The following is a 25,089-nucleotide window of genomic DNA, read 5'->3' as shown; positions in this document are numbered from 1 at the left end:
AGAGCCAGAGCCAGAGCCAGAGCCAGAGCCAGAGCCAGAGCCAGAGCCAGAGCCAGAGCCAGAGCCAGAGCCAGAGCCAGAGCCAGAGCCAGAGCCAGAGCCAGAGCCAGAGCCAGAGCCAGAGCCAGAGCCAGCAGTGGCACCAACCTTGACGCCCATCCGCGTGGCTCCGGCAGAGCTGAGCGAGCCGAACGATGATACGCCAACCGCCCCCGCCAAACGCGGCCTCTTTGACCGTCTTCTGGGGCGTAAAGATGCAGCCCCTGTTTTGCGGCGCACGCTCGATGACGACATGCTCGAACAACTCGAAGAGTTGCTCATTGCTTCAGACATGGGCGTCGACACAGCGCTGCGCGTTACGGCCAATATGGCCGAAGGGCGGATGGGCAAGAAGCTCTCTGTTCAAGAAATCAAACAACTGATGGCCCACGAGATTGCGCGGATCATGGAGCCCGTCGCCAAACCTTTGCCGCTTTACCCGCAAACGCCGCAGGTGGTCTTGGTGGTCGGCGTGAACGGATCAGGTAAGACCACAACGATTGGAAAACTGGCCAGCCAATTCCGCGCGGCCGGTAAGTCCGTGGTGATCGCTGCGGGCGACACGTTCCGCGCGGCAGCTGTGGAACAACTGCAAGTCTGGGGGGAACGTGCTGGCGTGCCCGTGTTGACCGCGCCCGAAGGGTCGGATCCCGCCAGCCTCGCCTTCGAGGCGATGACCAAGGCACAAGCCGACGGCGCAGACCTTTTAATGATCGACACCGCTGGGCGTTTGCAAAACCGTGATGACCTGATGGAAGAACTCGCCAAAATCGTGCGCGTGATCCGCAAGAAAGACCCAAGCGCGCCGCACAACACGCTGTTGGTGCTGGACGCGACTACTGGGCAAAACGCACTGAATCAGGTCAAAGTGTTCCAAGACGTCTCAGACGTGTCAGGCCTTGTCATGACAAAACTCGACGGCACAGCGAAAGGCGGCGTACTGGTAGCACTTGCCGATAAATTTGGGCTGCCGATTCACGCCATCGGTGTGGGCGAACAAATCGACGACCTGCAACCCTTTGATCCCGAAGACTTCGCCGCGGCCCTCACTGGGCTCGAGGTCGAATGAGCCCCTGTTCATCTTGCCAAATAAACTCCGGGGGGAGGCCAAAGGCCTGGGGGCTGGCCCCCTTCATGCGACACCACACACGCTGTAGCCCGTTTTGACAGACTGGTTGATCAGCATCGAAGGCACGGAAACGGGGCACTCTATTGCCTTGGCACTCGCGCTGCTGGCAGCGTTCTTGCACGCCGTCTTTGGCGCGCTGCAAAAGGGCCGACACGACCCATGGTTAACCCGCGGCGCGATTGATGCGTCCTATGGACTGATGGCGGCCCCCTTTGCATTGTTTGTGGTGCCATGGCCCGAAGCGCACATGTGGCCGATCTTTGCGGGCGCTTTCGTGATACATGTGTTCTACAAAGTGTTGCAGGCGTGGGCCTATACCAAAGGCGCTTACACAGTTGTCTATCCGGTGGTGCGTGGCACGGGGCCGCTGTTTACCGTGATTGGCGCGTATTTCTTATTTTCCGAAGTGTTCACCCTGACGCAATGGCTGGGCGTTGCAGTTTTGCTGTTGGGCATCTTTGGGCTGGCCGCCTATAACTTGCGCTACCTCGAAAGCGAACGGGACACGCTACACGCTGCACTTGGATTGGCGTTCATCACAGGCTTGTTCGTGGCACTTTACACCACATATGATGCCTATGGAATTCGAGCCACCGAAAACCCGTTCACGTTTTTGGCGTGGTTCTTCATGATCGATGGACTATTCATGCCGCCCGTGGCTTTCATGCGCTGGAAACGGATGGCACAACGGCCAAGCCTGCCACCTCTTGCTTTGCGCGGTGTTATTGGCGGATTGGTCGCATTCTTCAGCTTTGGATCGGTCATGTTGGCCACACGGCTCGACAAAGTAGGCGAGGCGGCGGTATTGCGCGAGACCTCAACAGTGTTTGCGGCCATTATCGGTTGGCTGGTGCTGAAAGAAACGGTAGGACCACGCAGAATTGCCCTCATGGCGCTGATCGCACTGGGCGCGGTAATCGTGGAAATAGGCGGATAAAAAGGGCAACACATGAGCGAGCCACGTAACATCAATCCAATCATGAAGCAGGTGCTGGAACTGGGCCCGCCGGTGGTCTTTTTCTTGATTTACCTGAAGATCAAAGACGAGACCTATGTCATGGGCGGGACCGAATATTCGGGGTTCATCGTAGCCACGTTGATCTTTGTGCCCATCCTGCTGATTGCGATCGGAGTGCTATGGGCCTTGACTGGAAAGCTAAGCCGCATGCAAATTTTCACGGCCTTCATGGTGATCTTTTTTGGCGGGCTGACGGCTTGGTTTAATGACGAACGGTTCTTCAAGATGAAGACATCGATCGTATACGGGCTATTTGCGCTGCTGCTGGGTATCGGTTTGGCGCGCGGGCAAAGCTGGCTGGCCTACGTTCTGAATGATGCGATGCCAATGCGTGATGAAGGATGGATGATCCTGACCAAACGGTTGTGCGGCATGTTTGCTTTCCTTGCCGTCGCAAACGAAGTGATCTGGCGCACAATGTCTACTGAGGCTTGGGTTAAGATCGAAACCTTTGGCTTTCCGATTGCGCTGATGGCGTTCCTGTTCTGGCAGATCAATGCGCTTCAGTCCTACCTCATCGAGGAAGACGATCCATCACAGGCGCAGCAATAGCTGCGCCTTACAAGAGGCACGAGACGTAAGGCGGAGGTGTCCTCCGCCAACATGCCTTAGCCGACGTGGAACAACGTCGTGAACATACGCGGATCAATACTGTCCGAGGCAAAGGTCTGCCCCTCTGTCAGTACAGAAACAGCGTCATGGCTGTGCAGGCTTTCTTGATGGCTTGCTACCACGCGAAAATCACCGACGCGTGCATCGCTCAGCAATTGTTCGCAGAATAAACGCGCGGCGTCTTCGACAAAAATCGGGTTTGCGGCGTTCAGTTCAGCAAACGCTTGCTCATCTTCGCGTTTGACCATCACTTGCGTCTCAGTCGGCACAGCGCGACGGCATCCTTCGATCAAGTCCTCGAACCACAAGCATTGCGCATCATCTTCCAGCACCACTGAAATTCGCGCAACGGATCGTTGCGAATGCGGCGTTGCAAGTTGTCCGCGCGTGGCACGGGCGTGTTCGGACAGTTCCAAAGAGCACGGGCAGGTCGACGAATACACATAGTCTAGGTGCATGATCTTTTTGCGCACCTCGGCCTGTTCCACTAGTTCCAGCGAGATATCGTAATATTGGTATCCCGAAAGGCCGGACCGCAGGGATTCAATCTTTACTGGGAAGCTAAAGCGCATCTGAATGCGGGCATCAAAGCTTTCTAGATCGGATTTGTAATCATCCAACGCGGCTTCGATGACCTCAAAGCTGAACGTTTTGTCCGCATGGGCGTAAAACGACCGCATGATCCGGGACATGTTGATGCCCTTTTTGTCGGCCTCAAGGCTGACGGTGCCGGTCACTGAGGTTTCTAGCGTCAGCGCATCGCCGTCACGGGTTTGCACGCGCAATGGCAGGCGAAAATTGGATATTCCCACATGCTGAATTTGCTGGTGTGCGCCACGGATCAGACTGGATGGACCGTTTTGCAAATCGGGCAAGGTGTCTTTGTAGACTTCGCCGACAGCAAAATCATCCGGATAGACCCGATTAAAGGATGGATAATCCACCGCGTCACTTCCAGGCACTAGGCGTGCCACGGAAGGATCCAGTTCTAAAATATCGGTGGTCGAGGCCGTTTCCGCCCAGCGGCGCAGCAATTCCAGTGCAGCCTCAGCTTCGTCTCGATCGGGTATTGTCGTAACATCGGGCGTATGAACGTTCATAGAAGTAGCCCCCCTTTTTTGTTTTGATCGTTACATCATGTAGGTATGCATTTGCCGTTGTCTACAGTTGGTCACGATTGAAAGTGCGCAATGACATAGATCACTTTCTATCGATATGGTTGGCCCAAGGTGGCAAAAGGCCGCCTGGCAAAAGGCGGCCATCGCGTTTTATTCCGCTAAAGCAAGTGCTTGCATCACGTCTGCAATCAGATCGCGTTCGTCCTCAAGGCCTACGGACATCCGCACAAGCCCGGGTGAGATGCCAAGTAACTCTTTTTGATCGTCGGCCAAACGTTGGTGCGTCGTTGTAGCTGGATGCGTCAAAATCGACTTGGCGTCGCCCAGATTGTTGGAAATCACGGGAATCGTCACTGAATTTAAGAAGGTGAACGCCGCTTTTTGGCCCCCCTTAAGGTCAATCGACAAAACCGTGCCGCCGTTTCCGCCCATCTGGGCTTTAACCAGCGCGTTTTGGGCATGGCTTGCGTGGCCGGGATAGATCACCCGAGACAGTGCATCGTGACCCTGCAAGGCATCCGCAAGCGCGGCTGCGGTGGCGCATTGCGCGTTTACACGCAGCTCCATGGTTTCTAAGCCCTTTAACATCACCCAAGCGGTGAATGGCGACATCGACCCACCTGTGTGCTTCATGTAGGGTTCAACCGTTTTGCGGATAAATTCACGCGTGCCGAGGATGATCCCGCCCAACGTGCGCCCCTGTCCGTCGATGTGTTTCGTGGCCGAATAGATCACCACATCTGCGCCTTGCTCAATCGCATTGGAAAACACAGGCGTCGAAAAGACATTGTCGACCAAAACAGTCGCGCCAACCGCGTGGGCCAGTTTGCAGACTTCTTTGATATCAACAACTTCTAGCGTTGGATTCGAGATGGACTCAAAGAACACGGCTTTTGTATCGGGCGTGATCGCGGCGCGCCATTTGTCCAGATCGGTGCCGTCGACAAATTCGACCTCAACGCCATAACGGGGCAGGATTTCTTCAAGCACATACAGGCACGAACCGAACAACGCGCGAGAAGATACAACCCGGTCGCCCGCTTTGAGCATGGACATCAACGCGCCGGATACAGCCGCCATACCGCTTGCGGTGGCAAAGCCGTCTTGCGCACCTTCGAGCATCGCAATGCGTTCTTCGAACATCGCGACGGTCGGGTTGCCATAGCGGGCATAGATAAATTCATCCGGGCCTGCGCCTTCAAAGCGCTGGGCGGCGGCCTCGGCACTGTCATAGACAAAGCCTTGTGTTAGAAAAATGGCTTCGCTCACTTCACCGTATTGGCTGCGGCGGGTGCCGCCATGCACGGCTTTGGTGCGGGGATTCCAGGTGTCACTCATGTTCAATTCACTCCGAACTCAACGGGCCTGTGGAAAGGGGTCAGGCCACAAAAAAACCCCAGTCGCCAAGTCAAGCGAAAGGGGGGCTTTCATCCTGACCTTTTAGCGGAGTTTTCCAGCCTGCCTTGATATCAAAGCGCTGAGGTGGCCCGCAATCCGGTAACAAATCGCCACAACCTTGACGTACGACCAGAAGCCGGGCGCGTCAACAGCGTCACGGTCGAGTAACTCAATTTTCATCTCTGCGTCATATGGATGCGTCATGAGCGCCCCACTAGATGTGGTAGGAGGTGTGCGTATGCCCATCCTAAGAGTGAACGCAGGACATGAGGGTTTGGCTATAAACGGGTCTCCAGCCTGTGCGCGTTCGGTGATTTCGGGGGCGGCGATCGGGACCGGACCGGTGATAATCCTGATCCACGGTTTCAAATATGACCCAGAGAATGCGGCGCGTTCGCCCCATTCCGGCATTTTCGGCACGCCAGAACATCCTGTGCGTGCCCGTAAGGCGCAATGGTTGCGCCCATTGGGTTTTGGCACAGGCAATGCGGACGAAGGACTGGCCATCGCTTTTGCATGGCGTGCGCGCGCCAATTTGTGGCAGGCAGAATGTGCCGCCCATGTTGCGGGGCGCCGACTGGCGGAAGTGATTGCATTGATACATCGTCGTGCGCCCGCGCGCCCAGTCCATATGATCAGTCATTCAATGGGGTCTGAGGTGGTGTTCGAAGCCCTTAAAAGTCTGCCTGCCGGCGCGATTACACGCATCATCGCGCTTTCGGCGGCCAGTTATGCCAGCCGTGCGGTTACTGCGATGCAAACGCCGGCCGGGCAAAAGGCCCAGTTGTTCAACATCACCAGTCGCGAGAATGACGTGTTCGACTTTATCTATGAATGGCTGGTGGCGCCGCCAAAAACTGGCGATCGGGCGATGGGTCTTGGCGTTGATTTGCCCAACGCAGTCAATATTCAGATCGATTGCGCACGTACGCTTGCCGTATTGGCGCATTTTGGTGGTCACATCGCACCACCAATTGGGGGCATGTGCCATTGGTCCAGTTACACCCGCCCCGGTGTCTTACCCTTTTATGGGCGTATCCTGCGCAGCCCCGAAACGGTGACTTTGACTGGAATGCAACAGATGTTGCCTAAACATGTTGGGCGGCGTTGGTCGCGCATCGTTTTAGGTCCTCGCAGGACGATGGGGTTGGCGGCGATGCAGTCCCCTGCGGCCTTTGCCTTTTGGCATCGCCCCTAAACCCAGTAATTAACCATGTATCCTGCAAACGTGGGTTTTTTGGGCGTTTGCAAACGGTTTTGCAGTAAATTTCACCTAAAAACACACCGCATATCCGCTGCCCGCAACCCGGCTATGCAGGATCAGCATTGGTATTCTGCGGTGCAGCATCCTAAGTTGAATGCAAGAGGACGATAGTTAAACATAACTGAAATGAGGCCGCCAATGGCATACGCATCACATACAGATACAAACGTAACACACAGCATCCTTGCTGGCATCACAGGCTTCTTCGCAGCTGTTGGCCGCGGGATCATGATGTCTTCTTCTGCTGACGCACGTTTGCGTAAAGCCGAAATCCTGAACGCAAAAACCGACGAAGAATTGGCCGAATTGGGCCTGCGCCGCGAAGACATTCCGGCCTTTGTCTTTCGCGATCTGATGCACCTTTGAACCAACTGCTTTGGGCTCAAGATTGTCTTGGGCCCAAAGCGCTGACGCCGCCCTTTGTGTTCATCTTCTTGACACCTCGTGCGAAGCCCTCCATCGCTATGCGCGATGTTTGACCTACGCCCCGTTGGATATGTAATCGGATTACTTGTTGCGATGCTCGGCGTCGCGATGGTTGTTCCGATGCTCGCTGATCTGTTTTATGGCAACAGCCATTGGACGGTATTCGCCGAAAGCGCGATCATCACGATTGTCATCGGGGGGGTCATTTCGCTTAGCTGTTCCAACAGCGTGGGCGAGGGGCTGACAATTCAACAAACGTTCCTTTTGACCACAGGTGTGTGGCTGGCGCTGCCGATTTTTGGCGCGCTGCCTTTCGTGATCGGCGAAACCGACGCGCGCTTTGTTGACGCCTTTTTTGAGGCAATGTCGGGACTAACCACAACTGGATCCACAGTGTTTTCCGGTCTCGAGGACCTGCCGCGCGGTCTGTTGCTATGGCGCGGCATTTTGCAGTGGCTGGGCGGGATTGGGATTATCGTTGTCGCCATGGTATTCCTGCCTGAATTGCGCGTCGGTGGGATGCAGATTTTTCGTACCGAAGGCTTTGATACTTTTGGTAAAATTTTACCCCGCGCCACTCAGATCGCCAGCCAGATCGCGGTCATTTACGTGACTTTGACCCTTGCCTGTACCTTGACCTACATCGCGCTTGCCATGACCCCATTTGATGCGGTTGTGCATGCGATGACGACCGTATCGACCGGCGGATTTTCAAACTACGACGGATCTTTTGGAACGTTTTCGGGGAATGCGGAATACGCCGGGACGTTTTTCATGATCGCGGCGGCACTTCCTTTTGTGCGCTATGTGCAACTGATCAACGGCAACCCTTTGGCGTTGCACCGCGACCCGCAAGTGCGCGGATTTCTGATGACCATCGCGGTGCTGGTTGGGGTTGTGTTTGTGTCGTTGCAGCTGGTGTTTACACACCACCCAGAACAAATGCTGCGCGAAGCCTTGTTCAACATTTCCTCTATCATTTCGGGCACGGGCTATGCGTCGGCGGACTATATGTTGTGGGGTGCATTCCCCATCGCGATCTTCTTTTTCACAGGGTTGATTGGCGGATGTGCCGGGTCAACGTCCTGTTCGATCAAGATTTTCCGCTTTCAGCTTCTGTTTGCCTCTATTGGTGCTCAGTTGCGAAAAACGCGCAGCCCTCATGGCGTTTTCACCCCGCGTTATGCTGGGCGCCGGGTTGGCGACGAAGTTTTGAATTCGGTCATGACGTTTTTCATGCTGTTTATCGTGTCGATGGGTCTGTTGGCGGTTGCATTGGCAATGACGGGGCTGGATTTCATGACATCGGTGTCAGGCGCGGCCACGGCCCTTGGCAATATCGGTCCCGGCCTTGGTGATACGATCGGCCCGTCGGGAAATTTCTCAACGCTGAACGACACGGCCAAGTGGTTGTTGGCAGCGGGAATGCTGATTGGGCGCCTTGAACTGATGGCCGTTTACGTAATTTTTACCGTCCAATTCTGGAGAGCCTAATGAAACGCCCGCTTGGTGCCCAAATTTCCCACATGCTAAAGGACCGCGGGGTGGACGTGATCTTTGGCATTCCGGGCGTGCACAATCAGGAAATGTATCGCGGCATCGAAGAGGCGGGGATCACCCATGTGCTGGCCCGCCACGAACAGGGCGCCGGGTTCATGGCCGATGGCTATGCGCGCGCCAGTGGCAAACCGGGGGTGGCTTATGTGATCACCGGGCCGGGCCTGTGCAACATCATGACGCCGATGGGGCAGGCTTATAGCGATTCTGTACCGATGTTGGTGATTTCCAGTTGTTTGGATGAAACTGCGGCAAAACGTGGCCAATTGCACCAGATGAAAGACCAACGCGGCGCTGCGGCGACCGTTTGCGATTGGTCCGAAGAAGCGCGCAGTGCCAACGCCGCTTATACGTTGATCGACCGAGCCTTTATGGAATTTGGGGCGCAACGGGCGCGGCCCAAACATCTCCAAGTGCCGATTGCCCAGCTAGAAGCGCGGGCCGAAACGCCAACACAGTGGCGTCCAGCCCCATCCACCGGCGCAACAGACAAGTTTACCGTGACGCGTGTGCCAAGCGCGATTGCACCACCTGTGCCTTTGGACATGGTTAATATGATCGCGCTGCGCCTATTGCATGCCGAACGCCCTTTGTTTGTGTTCGGTGGCGGTGCACGTGGGGCTGTTTATCCAGATGGCCCGATCCCTTCGATCTTGGCACGCGTTAATGCGGCAACACTGACCACTTATGCAGGGCGCGGCGTGGTGTCGCCCGATTGGGACTTGTCCTTTGGCGCGGCGCTGGCTCGCCCAGATAGTGCAGCCATCCTAGATGCAAGCGATTGTGTTGTCTTGATTGGTACGGATTTGGCCGAAGTCGATATTTGGCGCGAGACTGCTGGGCACCGCCCCGGCGCGATCCACATTAATGTCGATCCCGAAGTGTTAGCCGCAGCCCACCCATCCGATGTCTGCTTGCAATATGATGCGTCCGACGTTTTGTCCAAGCTGCACAGTGCCTTGGAAAAACACGGCGAAAAGGTCAAACAACTACCAAAATCTGCGTGGTCTGCCGATATCGTGGCAGGGTATCGTACCCGCTGGCGCGCAGAGGTCGAAGTCGAACGGCCGGGCATCATCACCGTTTGCGATGCTCTGCGCGAAGCGGTGCCATCAGACACAATGATTTATTCCGACATGACTCAGCTTGCCTATACCGCCAAAGAAGTCTGGGATATGGACCGCCCCGGCCATTGGCACCATCCATCTGGGTTCGGCACCCTTGGATACGCCACACCCGCCGCGATCGGCGGGGCAGTAGCACGCAAGGGCCAACCCACGATGGCGATCATCGGGGACTATGGTTTCCACTATACCATGGCCGAACTCGGCGTCGCAGTCGAACTGGGTTTGCCGTTACCCATCATCCTGTGGGACAATGCCAAACTGGGCGAGATCGAAGACTCCATGACCCGCGCCCAAATTGCGCCCAACGCGGTGGTTGCGCGCAATCCTGACTTTTGCAAACTGGCCGAAGCTTTTGGCGCACACACGGCCGCGCCAAAAACGTTGACTGATATGCAAGACGCAGTCCGCGATGCATTCACCGCCGATGGACCAACTCTCATCTATCTCACTCCGAGTATCAGCTGATCCATCTTTCTTTGGGTCAAAAATACCTCGGGGGAGGCCGAAGGCCGGGGGCAGAGCCCCCTAAAACTCCAAGCCGCCGCAAGGCGTCCTTCGGATTAGAATTTTGATCCTTCGGCCCGATAAATCCCACCCCAAGTGGTTCCTGCGATATAACTTGGGCACCCTTTCTTGGCAGTGTTGACGATCAAGAACCACATGGTTTCGCCCGGACGCCCCGCACGGCTGTATTCACACCCCAAAGGATGGGTCCACCATTGACCTTTATAGCTGACGGGGGGCTTTGCGGTTGCGGCGACGGCTGGAACTGCAGGAAGAAGGGTAACCGCCACCACTGCGGCTGATTTGAGAAACGATTTAAACATGACACACTCCGATCACTGAAAGACGTTAACAGCGCCCCCACGCTATGACCTGAACATGGCCTTTTGTCCGTTAACACGAAGCTAACGGATCAGATCTCAGTTCCAGCAATTTTAACGAAAAGCGTTTAGTTCCAGCAGCTGACCAAAACGGTCATTCCTGTCGCTTCGCCCGTCAGATCGATAGGATCGATGGGGGCAGAACTATCAGTGCTTGCGGCTGCCAAACCCGCTTGGGCCAGCACGTCTTGCAAGGCAACACGGTCCAGTGCAAACCGCACGCCCTCGGGCAAAGCCCGACCAGACTGCGGATCAGGCAACAACATAGCAAGAACGCCGCCACCTGTATCAAGGACAGGACCACCAGCGTCGCCGGGCAGGGTGCCCATTTCCAGACGCACCATATTGGCTTCTCCGGCCAGACCGCGAACATCGCTCAGCGTGCCGAAGGTCATCGAAGGCGCACCCAGCACCCCTTCGTAGCTGTACCCAGACACAGCCAGTTCTGACTGCAAGCGCGGGGCCACATCGCTAAACCGCGCGACAGCCAGAGGGGCAAGTGCGGTGGTCGGTTTGAGCAGGGCAACACCGCTGGCAGCATCGTTTAGAATGATTTCAGCCTCGGCTTCGGTATCAAGCGTGATGCGTGTGCAGTTTTCCACGGCTTGCGAGGTCGTGATGACGGTGCCCCGACGATCCACAAAAAAGCCAGACCGCGACAGGCGCGGTGCGCGAATTTCAAGCCCGGACACCAGATCAATCGCTTGTTCTTCGGTGGTCGCACTGGGGGGCAGAACGGCCTCTAGACGCACAAGACTGCGTTCCATTTCTGCAATCAAGCGGCGGCGACGTTCTTCGTCACCTGCAGGCCAAATCAGTGTGAACCCTTTGATTTGCCCGTTCTCCAACGACACGCGCGATTCCGAAATGCGGGTCGCGTCCTCTCCGATCAGCACAAAAGATGTGTCTTTGCGCTCGCGCGGGCCATCAAGGGGCACAATGTCGAGGGTCTGCATGATGTCATAAAGCCCAAACAGTGTGCTTTGGTCCCCGGCTTGCGAAATGAGCAGGATGCTTGCGGGCACATCGCCAGTGCTGGAATAGTGGGCAAACGGGTATTCGTATTTCTCAAAGCTGACGATGTCCCCGGGCAGCATCATTTCGATGCCAGCCGTTTCGTCTCGTATCAAAGTCAAACCTAGATCGGTTAGGACTGCGTTATAGTCGCTCAGAAGTGCGGCACGTTGCGCCGTCGTTAAGATTCCGGTGACGTCAAAGCCCTTTTGTTCTTGCCAAGCAGCCATCGCGTTACGGGTGCCGCGCCCAAAAGCGCCATCGATGGTGCTGGTGTAAACGCCTGCCCATTTTAGCATCACTTGCAGATTTTCGCGTTCGGCGCGGGTTAACTGACGTTCACTGCGTTGGGCTTCGGCTGGGGTTTCATCGGCTGGCGGAGGGGTGGGGGTCGCGATTTCAGGTGCTGCCGCTTCGGCGGTCGCCACCTCGGGTGCGTCTTCGGTCGCGTCCGTCTGTGCATCCGTCAAAGGGGCATCAACCACGCCGCGATCCAACACATTTGCGCCCACGGGCCAGAATTGCTGGCGAAAGCTGGAGCCAAGTGCGATGTAGCTGTCGCGTGGAATCACGCCTTCGTTGCGATAGACGCGCAGCACCTGTTCCGCATCCTGGCGCGTGTAGGGGCCAAGGGCGATGCCATACCACCCCGCCCCAAGGGAAAATCCGTTCACATCCGGCAGATTGGCGGCAAAATCCTGTGCACGCTGTGTGGCTGTGGCAAGGTTTGGTTGCGCTTCGACCTGCACCCAAACCACGTCTTGCTGGGCTGAACCCCCTGCAACAGACATAACAAGCATCACCCACGCAAATGCGATCCGTTTGAAAAACACCCGATGTCCCCTTTAATGGTCTTTGTGCCGTTTTACCTGTGACGCAGGATAAGCAGGAAATCGCGCAATGAAAATGGGGGAAAACCACCAAAAAGAGACCTCGCGCGCAATTGACCTCACATAGGGTGGGTCGTAGGTAAGGCGCGCATCCACCAAAGGGTCCTTCACATGTCAGACAGCCCAACCACACCCCGTTCGTTTCAGGAAATCATTCTGAGGCTGCAAACCTATTGGGCGACCAAAGGCTGTGCGGTCTTACAACCCTATGACATGGAAGTGGGCGCAGGCACCTTTCACCCGGCAACAACGTTGCGCAGCCTTGGCACACAGCCTTGGGCGGCCGCCTACGTGCAGCCCTCGCGTCGCCCCACCGATGGGCGCTACGGCGAAAACCCGAACCGGTTGCAGCACTATTACCAATACCAAGTCCTGATCAAACCCAGCCCACCCAACCTGCAAGAGCTGTACCTTGGCTCGCTGCGCGCCATTGGCGTGGATATGGACCTGCACGACATCCGCTTTGTCGAGGATGACTGGGAAAGCCCGACACTGGGCGCATGGGGGCTGGGCTGGGAAGTCTGGTGTGACGGCATGGAAGTGTCGCAATTCACTTACTTCCAACAAGTCGGCGGGCACGATTGCCACCCCGTGTCTGGCGAACTGACCTATGGGTTGGAACGTTTGGCGATGTATATCCTTGGCGTCGATCACGTCATGGACATGCCGTTCAACGACCCCGACGCAATGATCCCGCTGGCTTACGGCGATGTGTTCAAGCAAACCGAAGAAGAATACGCCCGCTGGAATTTTGACACCGCCAACACCGATGTGCTGTTGAAGCAGTTCGAAGAGGCCGAAGCCGAATGCGCCAAAACCCTTGGCGCTGAACATATCGACCCCAAGACTGGCAAGCGGATCATCATGGCGCACCCTGCCTATGATCAATGCATCAAGGCCAGCCACATCTTTAACCTTTTGGACGCGCGCGGGGTGATTTCTGTCACGGAACGCCAAGCCTATATCGGGCGCGTGCGTGCATTGGCCAAACAATGCGCCGATGCGTTTGTGCAAACCCGCGCCGGTGGGTGGGTGCCTGAGGCGGCGGAATGAACGGGAAAATCATCGTGATCGGTATTCTGGTTTCATCTCTCCTTGGCGGCGGCGCACTGTATTATCTGCAAGTCTATGGGTTCTATGAACCTGTCGAGGTGGCCGAGGTCGCGTTGGTTTCAGTCGTATCGGACGAACGAGAACTCATTAGCATCGACAATTTTGAAGCCATAGACGCAGAATCATCGCCGATCCGATATCGCGCGTGCTTTACCACCGACATGTCGCTGTCATTGCTGACGGAAACTTATGTGGGCCTTGAAACAGCGGCCCCGCGCAATGCGCCAGCTTGGTTTGACTGCTTTGACGCTGAAGCCATCGGCGCCGAACTCGAGGCCGGCACAGCGCTGCCCTTCTTGGGCGAAAAGAACATCGAATTCGGCGTCGACCGGATCGTGGCCATCACCGAAAGTGGCCGCGGCTATGTCTGGCACGAACTGAATGACTGCGGCGAAAAAGCCTATGACGGGACCATCGTGGGCGAAGAATGCCCCAAACGGGATGCGGAATAATGCCTGACCTTTTGATTGAACTCTTTTCCGAAGAAATCCCCGCGCGCATGCAAAAACGCGCCGGCGAAGACCTGCAAAAGCTGGTCACCAACGGTCTGGTCGAGGCGGGGCTGACCTATGCCTCGGCTGCTGCGTTTTCCACGCCGCGCCGCCTGACCTTAACGGTCGAAGGCCTGCTGGCCGACAGCCCCACGACCCGAGAAGAGCGCAAAGGCCCCAAGGCTGATGCCCCCGAAAAAGCGATCGAAGGGTTCTTGCGCGGTGCTGGCCTCACCCGCGATCAACTCGAAGTCCGCGACACCCCAAAAGGCCAAGTGCTGTTTGCGCTGATCGAAAAGCCCGGTCGCCCGGCGTCGGACATCATCGCCGAAGTGCTTGAGGCAACCATTCGCAACTTCCCATGGCCCAAGTCGATGCGCTGGGGCACGGGGGCGCTGAAATGGGTGCGTCCGCTGCATTCCATTCTGTGCATTCTGAATGACGAGGCTGGGCACACTGTCGTGCCAATGGACATCGACGGGATCACATCAAGCGATACAACCCAAGGCCACCGCTTTATGGCGCCGGGCGAGATTTCTGTAACGTCTTTCGCCGATTACACCACCAAGCTAAAGCGCGCCCATGTGGTGCTGGATGCCTCTGAACGGGCCGATGCGATTTGGAATGATGCCACCAACATGGCCTTTGCCAGTGGTCTTGAAGTGGTCCAAGACACAGGCCTGCTGGCCGAAGTCGCAGGCCTTGTCGAATGGCCTGTGGTGCTGATGGGCAAGATTGGCGAAGATTTCTTGGAACTGCCCGCCGAAGTGCTGCAAACATCGATGAAAGAACACCAAAAGTTCTTCTCGGTGCGCAATCCCAAAACAGGCGGCATCGAACGGTTTATCACCGTCGCCAACCGCGAAACCGCAGATCAAGGCGCGACGATCTTGGCTGGCAACGAAAAGGTGCTAAGCGCGCGCTTGGCGGATGCAAAATTCTTTTGGGAAAACGATTTGCGCATCGCCAAGTCAGACATGAGTGTCTGGACACAAAGCCTTGAAAACGTGACCTTCCACAATAAACTCGGCAGCCAATCCGACCGCATCAACCGTATCGCAGCGTTGGCGCGTGAACTTGCCCCCGTGGTCGGCGCAGACGCAGATATGGCAGAAGAAGCCGCACGTCTGGCCAAGGCTGATCTCAGCAGCGAGATGGTTTATGAATTCCCAGAACTTCAAGGGCTTATGGGGCGTTACTACATCGAAGCCTCAGGCCGCGATGCAGCCATAGCCGCCGCCGCACAAGAACACTACTCGCCGCTTGGGCCATCAGATGATGTGCCGACAGCGCCAGTATCCGTGGCCGTGGCGTTGGCGGACAAGTTGGACACGTTGTCGGGTTTCTGGGCGATTGATGAGAAACCGACAGGCAGCAAAGATCCGTTTGCGCTTCGGCGTGCTGCGTTAGGTGTTATTCGGTTGGTGATCGATAACGACCTGAACCTTTCTCTGTCGGATACATTTTCTAAAGCGCTAAACGTCGTGTTGAAACTATCCGAGTGGCGTTTGGCTGCGAGTGAAGCGAACGCAGATAAGGCCAAGCAATTCGAACATCAGGTTGCCATCGCTGAAGGGGTGATCGCGTCAGTTCTGCCTGATCTCCTATCCTTCTTCCACGACCGTCTCAAAGTTTACCTCAAAGATCAAGGCGTCCGTCACGACATCATCGACGCGTGCATCGCGATGCCGCAAAACGACGACCTGACACTCCTCGTAAAACGCGCGCGCGCTCTCGCCGAAACCCTCAAAACCGACGACGGCGAAAACCTCATCCAAGGCTTCAAACGCGCCAACAACATCCTGACCCAAGCCGAAGAGGCCGACGGCGTCGAATACTCCTATGGTGCAGACCCAAAATTCGCCGAAACCGACGAAGAACACGCACTGTTTACCGCCCTCGACACGGCCGAGGCCAAAATCACCCCCGCGATGGACATACAGGATTTCACCACAGCCATGGCCGCCATGGCCAGCTTGCGAACGCCCATCGATGCCTTCTTTGAAGGCACGCAAATCAATACCGACAACGGCACAGTGCGGCGCAACCGTCTGAACCTGCTCAGCCGGATCCGCACTCTATGCCTGTCCGTGGCCGACCTTACCAAAATCGATGGCTGATCCACTTCATCTTGCCAAATAAACTCCGGGGGGAGGTGCGGCGCACCGGGGGGCAGCGCCCCCATTCCCGCTCACCGCAGGCGCATGTTCCAAACACCTGACGTAACCCCTTGCCACGTCAACTTTACTCTCTATGCTGCGCTGCGAAAGGAACGCCGCAGTGCAGAATAATCCCGATACAACTCTTGTGACCCCGGATGCGCCGATCCACAACGTGACGCACGGAGGGCGGGCAAAATGTCTGCAACGGCTGGCGCGGCTTGACCTGCCGGTGCCGACCACAGTTGCGCTGTCATTTGACGCGGTGCAACGCATTGCAAAAGGCCACCTGCCTGACATCGATGCGATTCTTGAACAATTCCCGCAGGACGCGCTGCTGTGCGCGCGCCCGTCCTCGCAAGACCCCGACTGGGGCGGGCCGTCGGCGATTCTCAATATCGGAATGAACGATGCGCGCCATGAAGCGTTGCGCGACACACTTGGCACGGATGCGGCGGCGGCTGTTTTTACGCGGTTTGTGCAAAGCTATGCGATCCACGTGGATCGACTTGACCCGGACATGTTCGATACCATCACCGGCGAAGGCTCTGCCGCGTTGGCTGATGTGTTGGATGCGTATCAACACGAGGCCGAAACACCCTTTCCCATCACCCGTGCCGAACAGCTGGCGGGTGTGTTGAAATCCATGGCGCGCGCTTGGGACGGTACTTCGGCCCGGTTGTTGCGCCAAGCCAAGGGCGCGCCTGTGGATGCAGGGCTGGGTCTTGTGATCCAACAGATGGCGTTTGGTGTCGGGCAGGGTGAATGCGGGTCCGGGGTGTTGCAACTCGTATCCTCGAAAACCGGTATGCCGCAGATCACAGGGCGTTATTTGCGTCAAAGCCAGGGGCGCGACGCGCTGCGCAGTGGGGCGGACAGCGTCTTTATCTCGCGCGACGATCGTGGCCCGTCGCTTGAAGATTCCGTGCCCGATTGTTTTGCCCAGCTTGTCGCCCATGCGACGCTGATGCGTGAACGTTTGCGCGCGGAAATGCAGGTCGAATTCACGATCGAAAACGGACAATTGCATATTTTGGACGGGGTGCGCGTCAGTCGGTCGTCGCGCGCTGCTGTGCGCATTGCCGTGCAATTGGCACGAGACGGCATCATCCCGCGCCAAGAAGCACTGATGCGGGTCGAACCCAATGCATTGAATGAACTTTTGCACCGTCAGGTCGACCGCCATGCCAAGCGCGATCTGCTGGGCAGTGGCATTGCGGCCAGTCCGGGTGCCGCGACTGGGCGGTTGGTCTTTTCCGCAAACGAGGCGCAGGCAAGTGCGGCGCGCAACGAAGACTGCATTCTGGTGCGCCGCGAAACATCGCCCGAGGATATTCGTGGTATGCACGCAGCCAAAGCCGTGATCACCGAACGCGGCGGCATCACCAGCCATGCCGCTGTGATTGGGCGCGGGATTGGTCTGCCTTGTGTTGTTGGCGTCGGCGATATGCGCTTTCAGACCCAACTTGGCCAATTGCAAACCAAAGATGGCCGCATCATCAAAGCCGGAGACATCGTCACCGTTGACGGCACCAATGGCTCGATCCTGCTGGGAGCGCCTGAAACGCTTGAGGCAGCCCTTGATGACGCCTTTCAAGACCTGATGGACTGGGCTGACGCCGAACGCGATATCGATATCCGCGCCAATGCGGACACGCCCGCTGACGCCCAAACGGCCAGAAATTTCGCAGCCCAAGGCATCGGGCTTTGCCGCACAGAACATATGTTCTTTGAAGATGGCCGACTGACGGTCATGCGCGAGATGATCTTTGCCGAAACATCTGACGATCGCCGCGCAGTTCTGGACCGTTTACTGCCGATGCAGCGCGCTGATTTCATTCAGCTTTTTAATATTATGCAAGGTAAGCCCGTTTGCATCCGGCTGTTTGATCCGCCGTTGCACGAATTCCTTCCGACGGATCGCGACGGGCAACGTGATCTGGCAGATGCGCTGAACCTGCCGCTTTCCGATGTGACGCGGCGCATTGAATCGATGATGGAATACAATCCAATGCTTGGCTTGCGCGGCGTGCGGTTGGGCGTCACCGTGCCCGAGATCTACGAGATGCAAGCCCGTGCTATTTTCGAAGCCACAATTGAGGCCAGCCGAGACGGCGACCCTGTTGTGCCCGAAATAATGATCCCGCTGGTCAGCGCGAAACGCGAAGTGGAACTGGTGCGCACCAATGTCGATGCGGTGGCTGCGGCCGTTGCAACCGAACGCGGCGCTGAATTCACCTATCGGCTGGGTGTTATGGTTGAAACGCCGCGCGCCGCTTTGCGGGCGGGTGACATCGCGCAGCATTGCAGCTTTTTAAGCTTTGGGACAAACGATCTGACGCAGATGACTTACGGCCTTAGCCGGGATGATGCGGGCCGGTTCATGTCGGATTACGTGCGCAAAGAAGTGTTTGTCGAAGACCCGTTTCATACGCTGGACATCGATGGAGTTGGTGAACTTCTCAAGCTGGGTTCAGAACGCGGGCGCGCAACCCGGCCAGAGGTTACTTTGTCTATTTGTGGTGAACACGGCGGTAACCCCGAATCGATAAAATTCTGCCGTGAGGCCGGATTCGACTATGTGTCTTGCTCACCCTTTCGTGTGCCAGTGGCCCGCCTGGCGGCTGCGCAATTGGCAATTGCGGGTCGCATAACTTGATTTAAATCAACAGGTTATAGCAATTTACACAGGGTTGAGTTTCTGTGTCCGTACTGACGCGTTTGGCAGGAAACTGCCTAAAACGTCTGCGCAAAACTGGACGAGGGGATTGATTCTCACTAGGAGCGTCGAAGCTTTAGCGATCCTGGGGGTCAAATATGCGTGCCATTTCACAAGCCGTGATGGTCTTTTCTACTGTGCTTGCTATGTCTGGTGTGGCGTCTGCTGAAACGATTAGTGACGCGGGCAACGCTGCTGTGCGCAAAGCAGAGCAGCGTGGATTAAAGGCCGTGCCAAGCGCAAAACTGGCATCGCTTTTGACGGCTCCGAAAAATACAGGTGACGTCGCCTATACCCGCAGCTGGCTTGAGGCGCAGCCAAACCCGACGGGCAATGCCAACTGGCAATGTCTAAGCGAAGCGCTTTACTTCGAAGCGCGTGGCGAGACGCTCAAGGGGCAATTCGCTGTGGCTGAGGTTATCATGAACCGCGTCGCAAGCACCCGCTTTCCCGACAGTCTATGCGGTGTGATCAATCAAGGGACAGGGCGTAAATATCAATGCCAGTTCACTTATACATGTGATGGCAATCCGGAACGGATCAACGAACCCAACTCTTTTGTACGAGCGGGCAAGGTCGCGCGCGCTGTGATGGATGGCCGCGCGCCAAAGTTAACAAACGGCGCCACGCATTATCATACCACGGCCGTGCGCCCCAATTGGGCCAACGTGTATACGCGTACGACCTCGATCGGTGTGCACCGTTTTTATCGCCACAACTACCGATCCGCTTCAAACTAAGGCTGGCCATTGCGCAAGCGCCAAGGTTTCAATGCCGCTTTAAAGTGTGACATACTTTAAGCGGCTTGAAATCATGTATTTGGACCGCGGCAAAGCAATTGACGTGCTTCCTGTATTTTATGAAGTGCGATAGAACGGCGATAATGACCCTTGCTGTAAAGACACTTTGCTATGGCCTCTGAAATACGTCTTGCGTTTTCGCACCCCTCTGAGCGCTCGGAAGCGACCGCGACCAGCGCGCCGTTGGATCGCATTTCGGTACGCGACCACATCGTTGACGTCGAAATCGGGGCCTTTCAGGCTGAACGCGGTGTGACCCAACGCATTTGCTGCAATGTCGTGGTCGAGGTGCGCCCGTTGACCGGGCCAATCGACGACGATGTGGATCGCATCCTTAGTTATGACAAAGTGACCGAGGCGATAGCCTTTGAGTTGTCGGATGAACGTCTGAACCTTTTGGAAACATTGGCCGAACGCGTGGCCGATCGTATCCTGTTGGAACCCCAGGCCATGCGTACCTTTGTGCGCATTGAAAAGATTGATCGCGGCCCCGGCGCACTGGGTGTCGAGATCGTGCGCAGTCGCGGCGCACTGCACCCCATTGATCCCGACGCGGCAGATGATGACGCGCTGCATCCCGAATTGGTGTTCTTGTCCAACGCAGCGATCGCGTCGGAACACCTTAGGGCTTGGATTGACCAGTTGGAGGCTTTGGGCCGTCCGTTGATTTTTTGTGTCGGTCCGTCTGATCAAGTGCCGCCCATTGCAAGTCACCCGCTGGCGCAACGCCGCATCGATCTGCTTGCGATTGAACAAAACGCTTGGGTGCTGGCCGCGCGCGATGCTCGGTGCAAGGTGGTGGACACGCGCACGGAACTTGATTGGGCCATGCGCAATGGTCAGATTTGTGTCTGGGCACCGTCAAAGATCGTGCTTGATGCTGTTGATGGACCTTCGGCCAAAGGCGCGGATGCGGTGGCGCTTGCCTCGTGGTTTGCGGCAACTTTTGATGCCCAAGAAATGCTGGTGATCGGCGAGGATGGTCCGGTGGACGCCCCCGTGGCCTTGCGGACGATGCCTGTGGATCAGGCGCTGATCTGATGCGCTACCTGCGCCCGTTGATGCAGGTGGGGCAGGCACGCCCTAGGGATGCAGTGGCGTTTGGGTGGTGCTGGTTCACCCACGTCGAGGTGCTGTCGCGCACAGCGCCGGCACAGGTGATTCCAGCCAAGGATTTAACCCCAGAAGAGCTTACGCGCTTTGGCGATCCCGGCACGGCGCCGCAACTTATGGGCATTCTCAATACCACGCCTGATAGTTTTTCTGACGGCGGGTCTTTTGACACGCTAGAACGCGCGGTAGCCCAAGGGCAGGCTTTGGTCGCGGCTGGCGCAGATATCCTTGATATCGGCGGCGAGTCCACGCGCCCCGGTGCCAGCCTTGTTCCCGAGGATGTTGAGATTTCCCGTACAGCCCCTGTGATTGCGGCGTTGCGCGGAGCGGGTGTTGATGTGGCGATTTCGATTGATACGCGCAAGGCGGCAGTCGCAAAGGCGGCACTAGAAGCTGGGGCAAGCATCGTGAACGACGTTTCCGGGTTTACCTTTGACGCAGATCTTGCGCCCCTTTGCGCGGCACGAGGCGTGCCAGTTTGCGTTATGCACGCCCAAGGGGAACCTCAATCAATGCAGAACAACCCTCAATATAACAATGTGTTGTTGGATGTATTTGATGCACTACATGAGCGAATTGAGGCGCTGATTGCCGCCGGAATTCCGCGCGAAAAAATCACAGCCGATCCCGGTATTGGCTTTGGTAAGACCCAAGACCATAACCTTGCCATTCTCAATCGCATCAGCCTGTTTCATGGGCTGGGCGTGCCGATCTTGCTGGGTGCATCACGCAAACGGTTTATTGGATCGATCGGAAATGCACCCAACGCGCAAGATCGGGCGCCCGGATCTGTGGCCGTTGCGTTGGCTGCAATTGCGCAAGGGGTGGCAATCATTCGCGCGCACGATGTGGCAGAGCACGCACAGGCCATTGCGCTATGGCGTGCCTCTGTGGCACATCCGTTTGCATGAATAAACTTTTCGGTACCGACGGCGTGCGCGGCACGGCCAACACATCCCCCATGACCGCCGAAATGGCGCTGCGCATCGGCGCTGCTGTGGGGCGTTACTTTCGACGTGACGGGCATGCTGTGCACCGGGTCGTCATCGGCAAAGACACGCGGCTGTCTGGCTACATGTTCGAAAACGCGCTGACGGCGGGGCTGACCAGTACGGGGATGAATGTTCTGTTGTTGGGCCCAGTGCCAACACCGGCTGTGGGCTTGCTGACACGTTCCATGCGGGCGGATTTGGGTGTCATGATCTCAGCCAGTCACAACCCCGCCGAAGACAATGGGATCAAGTTCTTTGGCCCGGATGGTTTCAAGCTGTCTGACGCGGTCGAGGCCGAGATCGAGGCATTGGTCGCCGCAGGCGTTGATCCGGTGGCTGCGCCCAATATCGGACGTGCTAAGCGGATCGACGATGGCCGTTTCCGCTATGTAGAACGCGTAAAGTCTAGCTTTTCGCGGCAAATGAACCTTGATGGTTTGAAAGTGGTGGTCGACTGCGCCAATGGCGCGGCCTACCGCGTGGCCCCAGAGGCGTTGTGGGAACTGGGCGCGACGGTCATTCCGGTCGGCACCACCCCAACCGGGCACAACATCAACAAGGGGTGCGGTTCGATGCATCCGCAAACAGCGGCCGAGGCTGTTGTCGCCCACGGCGCGGACGTTGGTATTTGTCTGGACGGGGATGCGGACCGGGTGATTTTGCTGGATGAAAAGGGCAATATCGGCAACGGCGATCAGTTTATGGGATTGATGGCGGCACGTTGGGCCGCTGAGGACAGGCTGAAAGGCGGTGCTTTGGTTGCTACTGTCATGTCCAATCTGGGGCTCGAACGGTATTTGCAAGGCAAGGGTGTCGGGCTTGAACGAACCTCGGTTGGGGACCGTTATGTGGTGGAACGCATGCGCGCGGGTGGCTTTAACCTTGGGGGCGAACAGTCGGGTCATATCGTGATGACTGATTTTGCCACGACGGGTGATGGTCTGATGGCGGGCTTGCAGTTTTTAGCGGCGATGATCGAAACCGGTAAACCGGCCAGCGAAGTGATGCACGTCTTTGAGCCGGTGCCGCAGCTGTTGAAGAACGTGCGCTATACGGCAGGGCAAGCGCCGCTTGAACTGAAGTCAGTGCAGGCCGCAATTGCAGAGGCCGAGGCACAATTGGCCGGCAATGGTCGTTTGCTGATCCGCAAATCGGGCACCGAGCCGCTGATCCGGGTGATGGCCGAAAGCGAAGACGAAGGCGTGTTGAACGCAAGCGTTGATCACGTCGTAAATGTCGTGCAATCTGCAGTTGCATCTTGACAGGTGGTATGCTTCGAATGTTTTGATGTCGCCCAAGTTTGACATCAATTATTCGAAAGGTGCACCTTTATCATGAAGGCTTTTCTTGTTTCACTTCCCGTTCTTGCGCTGACCGCCGGGGCGGCTTTTGCGCAATTGAAGGCCCAAGTTTTGTCCCCTTGGGATGGCAAAAAAGTCCCCGCTGGGCAGCAATGTACTCAGCACGGCGGAAACGGGTCGACACCGCCTTTTCAAGCGACAGGCATACCGGCTGGAACCGCTTGGTTGATTGTCGAATACAACGACAAAAGCTTTAAACCTTTGTCACGAAATGGCGGGCACGGCACAATCGGCTATGCGGTGACCCAAGAGGCCGCCAATTTTCCGGCGGTGCCGGGTATGACCGCCAAAATGCCCAAGGGCGTGCGGGTTGTTGCCGCAGCAAAAAGCACAGGTGACTTCGCTTCGCCCGGTTACTTGCCCCCATGTTCGGGCGGGCGCGGCAACAGCTACGAAGCGCAAATCAAAGCCGTTGATGCCTCTGGCAAGGTGCTGGCAAAAACCCGCATGAAACTGGGCCGGTACTAAGAAACGTTAAGCGCTTCGGCCAAACAACCGCCGAAGCGCGCCATACTGGCTGAGGCCCACACCGATCAGGATCAGCACCATCGCCAACAGCAGGCTTGGTGGCAGCGGTTCGGCCAGAAATAATGCGCCCATGATCACCGACCACAGCGGCACCTGATAGTTCGTAAGGGACATAAAGACCGGACCGGCGCTGCGGATCACCAAAACGCGCAACATGTTGGCGGCGGCTGTGGGAACAAGCCCAAGCGTCGCAATGACAACAATGGTTTTTGTGTCGGGCAGGGGTGGCAGCCCTTCTTGGATCAGTGCGATGGGCACGGTTATGACTGCGGCGATGATCAACAGGATTGTGGACAACCCGATGGCGTCTACTTTCGGCAGGCGCCGCATCAGGACCGAACTGATGCCATAACAGCACGCCGCTGCGACGCATGCGATACGCCCGGCGGTTTCCAGCCCCGCACCTGTGCTTTCAAAGGCCTGCCCGCCGATCAGCACACAGACCCCAACGAAACCAATGACAAAGCCCAAGCTGCGCCGCCACGTCAGGCGCTCACCCGGCACCAGAAAATGCGCAAGCGGCAGCACGATCAACGCAACAGAGGCCATAGAGACGCCAGCAAATCCGCCCGTGACATATTGTTGGCCCCAAGCCAGCAACATGAATGGGATGGCAGTGCTGAAACCTCCAATGGCAAGCACCGCGATTTTTACGTCCCGAGACGGCGGCGCGTCAAACAGAACTGCCCCGCGCCATTGCCAGATCGGAACCATCAAGATCACGGCAAAGACGACGCGCAATGCAGCAAGCCAGAACGGGGTGATCCCTTCGAGGGCTACTTCGGTCACAAGAAAGGTCGCGCCCCACGTCAGGCCCAGCGTGGCGACCATCAGCCAGCTGACCCAAGTGATGTTGGGGTTATCCGTCATGCAAGGCCCGGCTGTCGGCAGGGGCCTCTTCGCGTTGGGTCATGCCATAATCGCGGATCACACCCGCGACACGCAGGCGATAGTCATCAAAATGAATGTCACGCCCGGCCCCTTGAACGGCACGGTGGTCTGGCAAATTGCGCCACTGCGCCAGCGCTTCTTCGTTCTCCCAAAAGGACAACGACAACAACTTGCCGGGCTCCATCAGCGACTCGAACCGCTCAACCGAGATGAACCCCGGAATGTCGGCAAGGTGATGTTTGATGCTTGCAGCGCGTTCCATATAGGGTTCGCGATGGCCATCTTTGGGCCAGACTTCGAAGATGACAGCGATCATTTTGGGGCTCCCTGAAGTGTTGAGACGCTTTTCAACCACGTCTAATCCTCTTTGAGGAGGAATTTTTGCGATTGTGCAAACAAGTAATTCCTGCGCCGTAAAAGGACCATGGACAATGACAGGTCTTGCA

Annotated in this window: 22 protein-coding genes; 16 read left to right on the top strand and 6 right to left on the bottom strand. The window is 56.8% G+C overall.

Features of this window, described 5'->3' with window-relative positions:
- The 3 genes from ftsY to ABJF76_RS04285 all read left to right on the top strand — a co-directional run.
- On the top strand, positions 1-1,108 hold a 1,108-nt coding region (ftsY, locus tag ABJF76_RS04295), incomplete at its 5' end, for a signal recognition particle-docking protein FtsY (protein ID WP_413822515.1).
- Positions 1,109-1,202: 94 nt separating this feature from the next.
- The gene (locus tag ABJF76_RS04290; RefSeq protein WP_413819539.1) at positions 1,203-2,105 is read left to right on the top strand and encodes an EamA family transporter; all 903 of its coding nucleotides are present in this window, start codon (positions 1,203-1,205) and stop codon (positions 2,103-2,105) included.
- A 12-nt stretch (positions 2,106-2,117) separates the two neighbouring features.
- Positions 2,118-2,738: an inner membrane-spanning protein YciB gene (locus tag ABJF76_RS04285; RefSeq protein ID WP_413819538.1), complete on the top strand. Its 621-nt coding sequence runs from the start codon at positions 2,118-2,120 to the stop codon at positions 2,736-2,738.
- A gap of 56 nt (positions 2,739-2,794) precedes the next feature.
- Here the strand turns inward: ABJF76_RS04285 and folE2 are convergent, their stop codons facing one another.
- Both folE2 and metZ read right to left on the bottom strand, forming a co-directional pair.
- The gene (gene folE2, locus ABJF76_RS04280) at positions 2,795-3,898 is read right to left on the bottom strand and encodes a GTP cyclohydrolase FolE2 (RefSeq protein ID WP_413819537.1); all 1,104 of its coding nucleotides are present in this window, start codon (positions 3,896-3,898) and stop codon (positions 2,795-2,797) included.
- Positions 3,899-4,066: 168 nt separating this feature from the next.
- Positions 4,067-5,254 carry an O-succinylhomoserine sulfhydrylase gene (gene metZ, locus ABJF76_RS04275; protein ID WP_413819536.1) on the bottom strand — a complete coding sequence of 396 codons (1,188 nt, stop codon included), beginning with the start codon at positions 5,252-5,254 and terminating at the stop codon, positions 4,067-4,069.
- A gap of 262 nt (positions 5,255-5,516) precedes the next feature.
- On the opposite strand from metZ, the gene ABJF76_RS04270 reads away from it, so the two are divergent.
- The 4 genes from ABJF76_RS04270 (at position 5,517) to ABJF76_RS04255 (ending at position 10,153) form a co-directional block, all read left to right on the top strand.
- Positions 5,517-6,512 carry an alpha/beta hydrolase gene (locus ABJF76_RS04270; RefSeq protein ID WP_413822437.1) on the top strand — a complete coding sequence of 332 codons (996 nt, stop codon included), beginning with the start codon at positions 5,517-5,519 and terminating at the stop codon, positions 6,510-6,512.
- Positions 6,513-6,716: 204 nt separating this feature from the next.
- Positions 6,717-6,944, top strand: a complete 228-nt coding sequence (locus tag ABJF76_RS04265; protein ID WP_413819534.1) for a DUF1127 domain-containing protein — start codon at positions 6,717-6,719, stop codon at positions 6,942-6,944.
- 105 nt (positions 6,945-7,049) lie between these two features.
- Positions 7,050-8,498, top strand: a complete 1,449-nt coding sequence (locus ABJF76_RS04260; RefSeq protein ID WP_413819533.1) for a TrkH family potassium uptake protein — start codon at positions 7,050-7,052, stop codon at positions 8,496-8,498.
- Entirely contained in the window at positions 8,498-10,153 is a 1,656-nt protein-coding gene (locus ABJF76_RS04255; RefSeq protein WP_413819532.1) for a thiamine pyrophosphate-binding protein, read from the top strand. Before ABJF76_RS04260 ends, ABJF76_RS04255 begins: the two co-directional genes overlap by 1 nt.
- 95 nt (positions 10,154-10,248) lie before the next feature.
- On the opposite strand, the gene ABJF76_RS04250 is transcribed toward ABJF76_RS04255, so the two are convergent.
- The gene (locus tag ABJF76_RS04250) at positions 10,249-10,515 is read right to left on the bottom strand and encodes a hypothetical protein (RefSeq protein WP_413819531.1); all 267 of its coding nucleotides are present in this window, start codon (positions 10,513-10,515) and stop codon (positions 10,249-10,251) included.
- Positions 10,516-10,640: 125 nt separating this feature from the next.
- The gene (locus ABJF76_RS04245) at positions 10,641-12,419 is read right to left on the bottom strand and encodes a trypsin-like peptidase domain-containing protein (RefSeq protein ID WP_413819530.1); all 1,779 of its coding nucleotides are present in this window, start codon (positions 12,417-12,419) and stop codon (positions 10,641-10,643) included.
- 168 nt (positions 12,420-12,587) lie between these two features.
- Here ABJF76_RS04245 and ABJF76_RS04240 point away from each other — a divergent pair, with 168 nt between their 5' ends.
- The 9 genes from ABJF76_RS04240 (at position 12,588) to ABJF76_RS04200 (ending at position 23,692) form a co-directional block, all read left to right on the top strand.
- Complete coding sequence (locus ABJF76_RS04240) at positions 12,588-13,529, top strand: glycine--tRNA ligase subunit alpha (protein WP_413819529.1); 942 nt, start codon at positions 12,588-12,590, stop codon at positions 13,527-13,529.
- Entirely contained in the window at positions 13,526-14,041 is a 516-nt protein-coding gene (locus tag ABJF76_RS04235; RefSeq protein ID WP_413819528.1) for a DUF6446 family protein, read from the top strand. The genes ABJF76_RS04240 and ABJF76_RS04235 overlap by 4 nt, the downstream gene beginning before the upstream one ends.
- Entirely contained in the window at positions 14,041-16,200 is a 2,160-nt protein-coding gene (glyS, locus tag ABJF76_RS04230) for a glycine--tRNA ligase subunit beta (RefSeq protein WP_413819527.1), read from the top strand. The genes ABJF76_RS04235 and glyS overlap by 1 nt, the downstream gene beginning before the upstream one ends.
- Before the next feature lie 133 nt (positions 16,201-16,333).
- Entirely contained in the window at positions 16,334-18,898 is a 2,565-nt protein-coding gene (locus tag ABJF76_RS04225) for a putative PEP-binding protein (RefSeq protein ID WP_413819526.1), read from the top strand.
- Positions 18,899-19,056: 158 nt separating this feature from the next.
- The gene (locus ABJF76_RS04220) at positions 19,057-19,698 is read left to right on the top strand and encodes a cell wall hydrolase (RefSeq protein WP_413819525.1); all 642 of its coding nucleotides are present in this window, start codon (positions 19,057-19,059) and stop codon (positions 19,696-19,698) included.
- Positions 19,699-19,869: 171 nt separating this feature from the next.
- Positions 19,870-20,799 (top strand): dihydroneopterin aldolase, encoded by a 930-nt coding sequence (locus tag ABJF76_RS04215; protein ID WP_413819524.1) that lies wholly within the window; start codon positions 19,870-19,872, stop codon positions 20,797-20,799.
- Complete coding sequence (gene folP, locus ABJF76_RS04210; RefSeq protein ID WP_413819523.1) at positions 20,799-21,782, top strand: dihydropteroate synthase; 984 nt, start codon at positions 20,799-20,801, stop codon at positions 21,780-21,782. Before ABJF76_RS04215 ends, folP begins: the two co-directional genes overlap by 1 nt.
- Positions 21,779-23,125 (top strand): phosphoglucosamine mutase, encoded by a 1,347-nt coding sequence (gene glmM / locus ABJF76_RS04205; protein ID WP_413819522.1) that lies wholly within the window; start codon positions 21,779-21,781, stop codon positions 23,123-23,125. The genes folP and glmM overlap by 4 nt, the downstream gene beginning before the upstream one ends.
- A 72-nt stretch (positions 23,126-23,197) precedes the next feature.
- Entirely contained in the window at positions 23,198-23,692 is a 495-nt protein-coding gene (locus ABJF76_RS04200; protein WP_413819521.1) for a hypothetical protein, read from the top strand.
- Between the two features lie 6 nt (positions 23,693-23,698).
- Here the strand turns inward: ABJF76_RS04200 and ABJF76_RS04195 are convergent, their stop codons facing one another.
- Both ABJF76_RS04195 and ABJF76_RS04190 read right to left on the bottom strand, forming a co-directional pair.
- Positions 23,699-24,622, bottom strand: coding sequence for a DMT family transporter (locus ABJF76_RS04195; RefSeq protein ID WP_413819520.1), 924 nt, complete (start codon positions 24,620-24,622; stop codon positions 23,699-23,701).
- Entirely contained in the window at positions 24,612-24,959 is a 348-nt protein-coding gene (locus ABJF76_RS04190) for an antibiotic biosynthesis monooxygenase family protein (RefSeq protein WP_413819519.1), read from the bottom strand. Before ABJF76_RS04190 ends, ABJF76_RS04195 begins: the two co-directional genes overlap by 11 nt.
- Between the last annotated feature and the right edge of the window lie 130 nt (positions 24,960-25,089).

The sequence above is a fragment of the Tateyamaria sp. genome, assembly GCF_039940735.1.
In the GTDB taxonomy this organism is placed as follows: Bacteria; Pseudomonadota; Alphaproteobacteria; order Rhodobacterales; family Rhodobacteraceae; genus Tateyamaria.
Note: the sequence above shows the minus strand (reverse complement) of the source record. Positions and strands in the feature narration are given on the sequence as shown.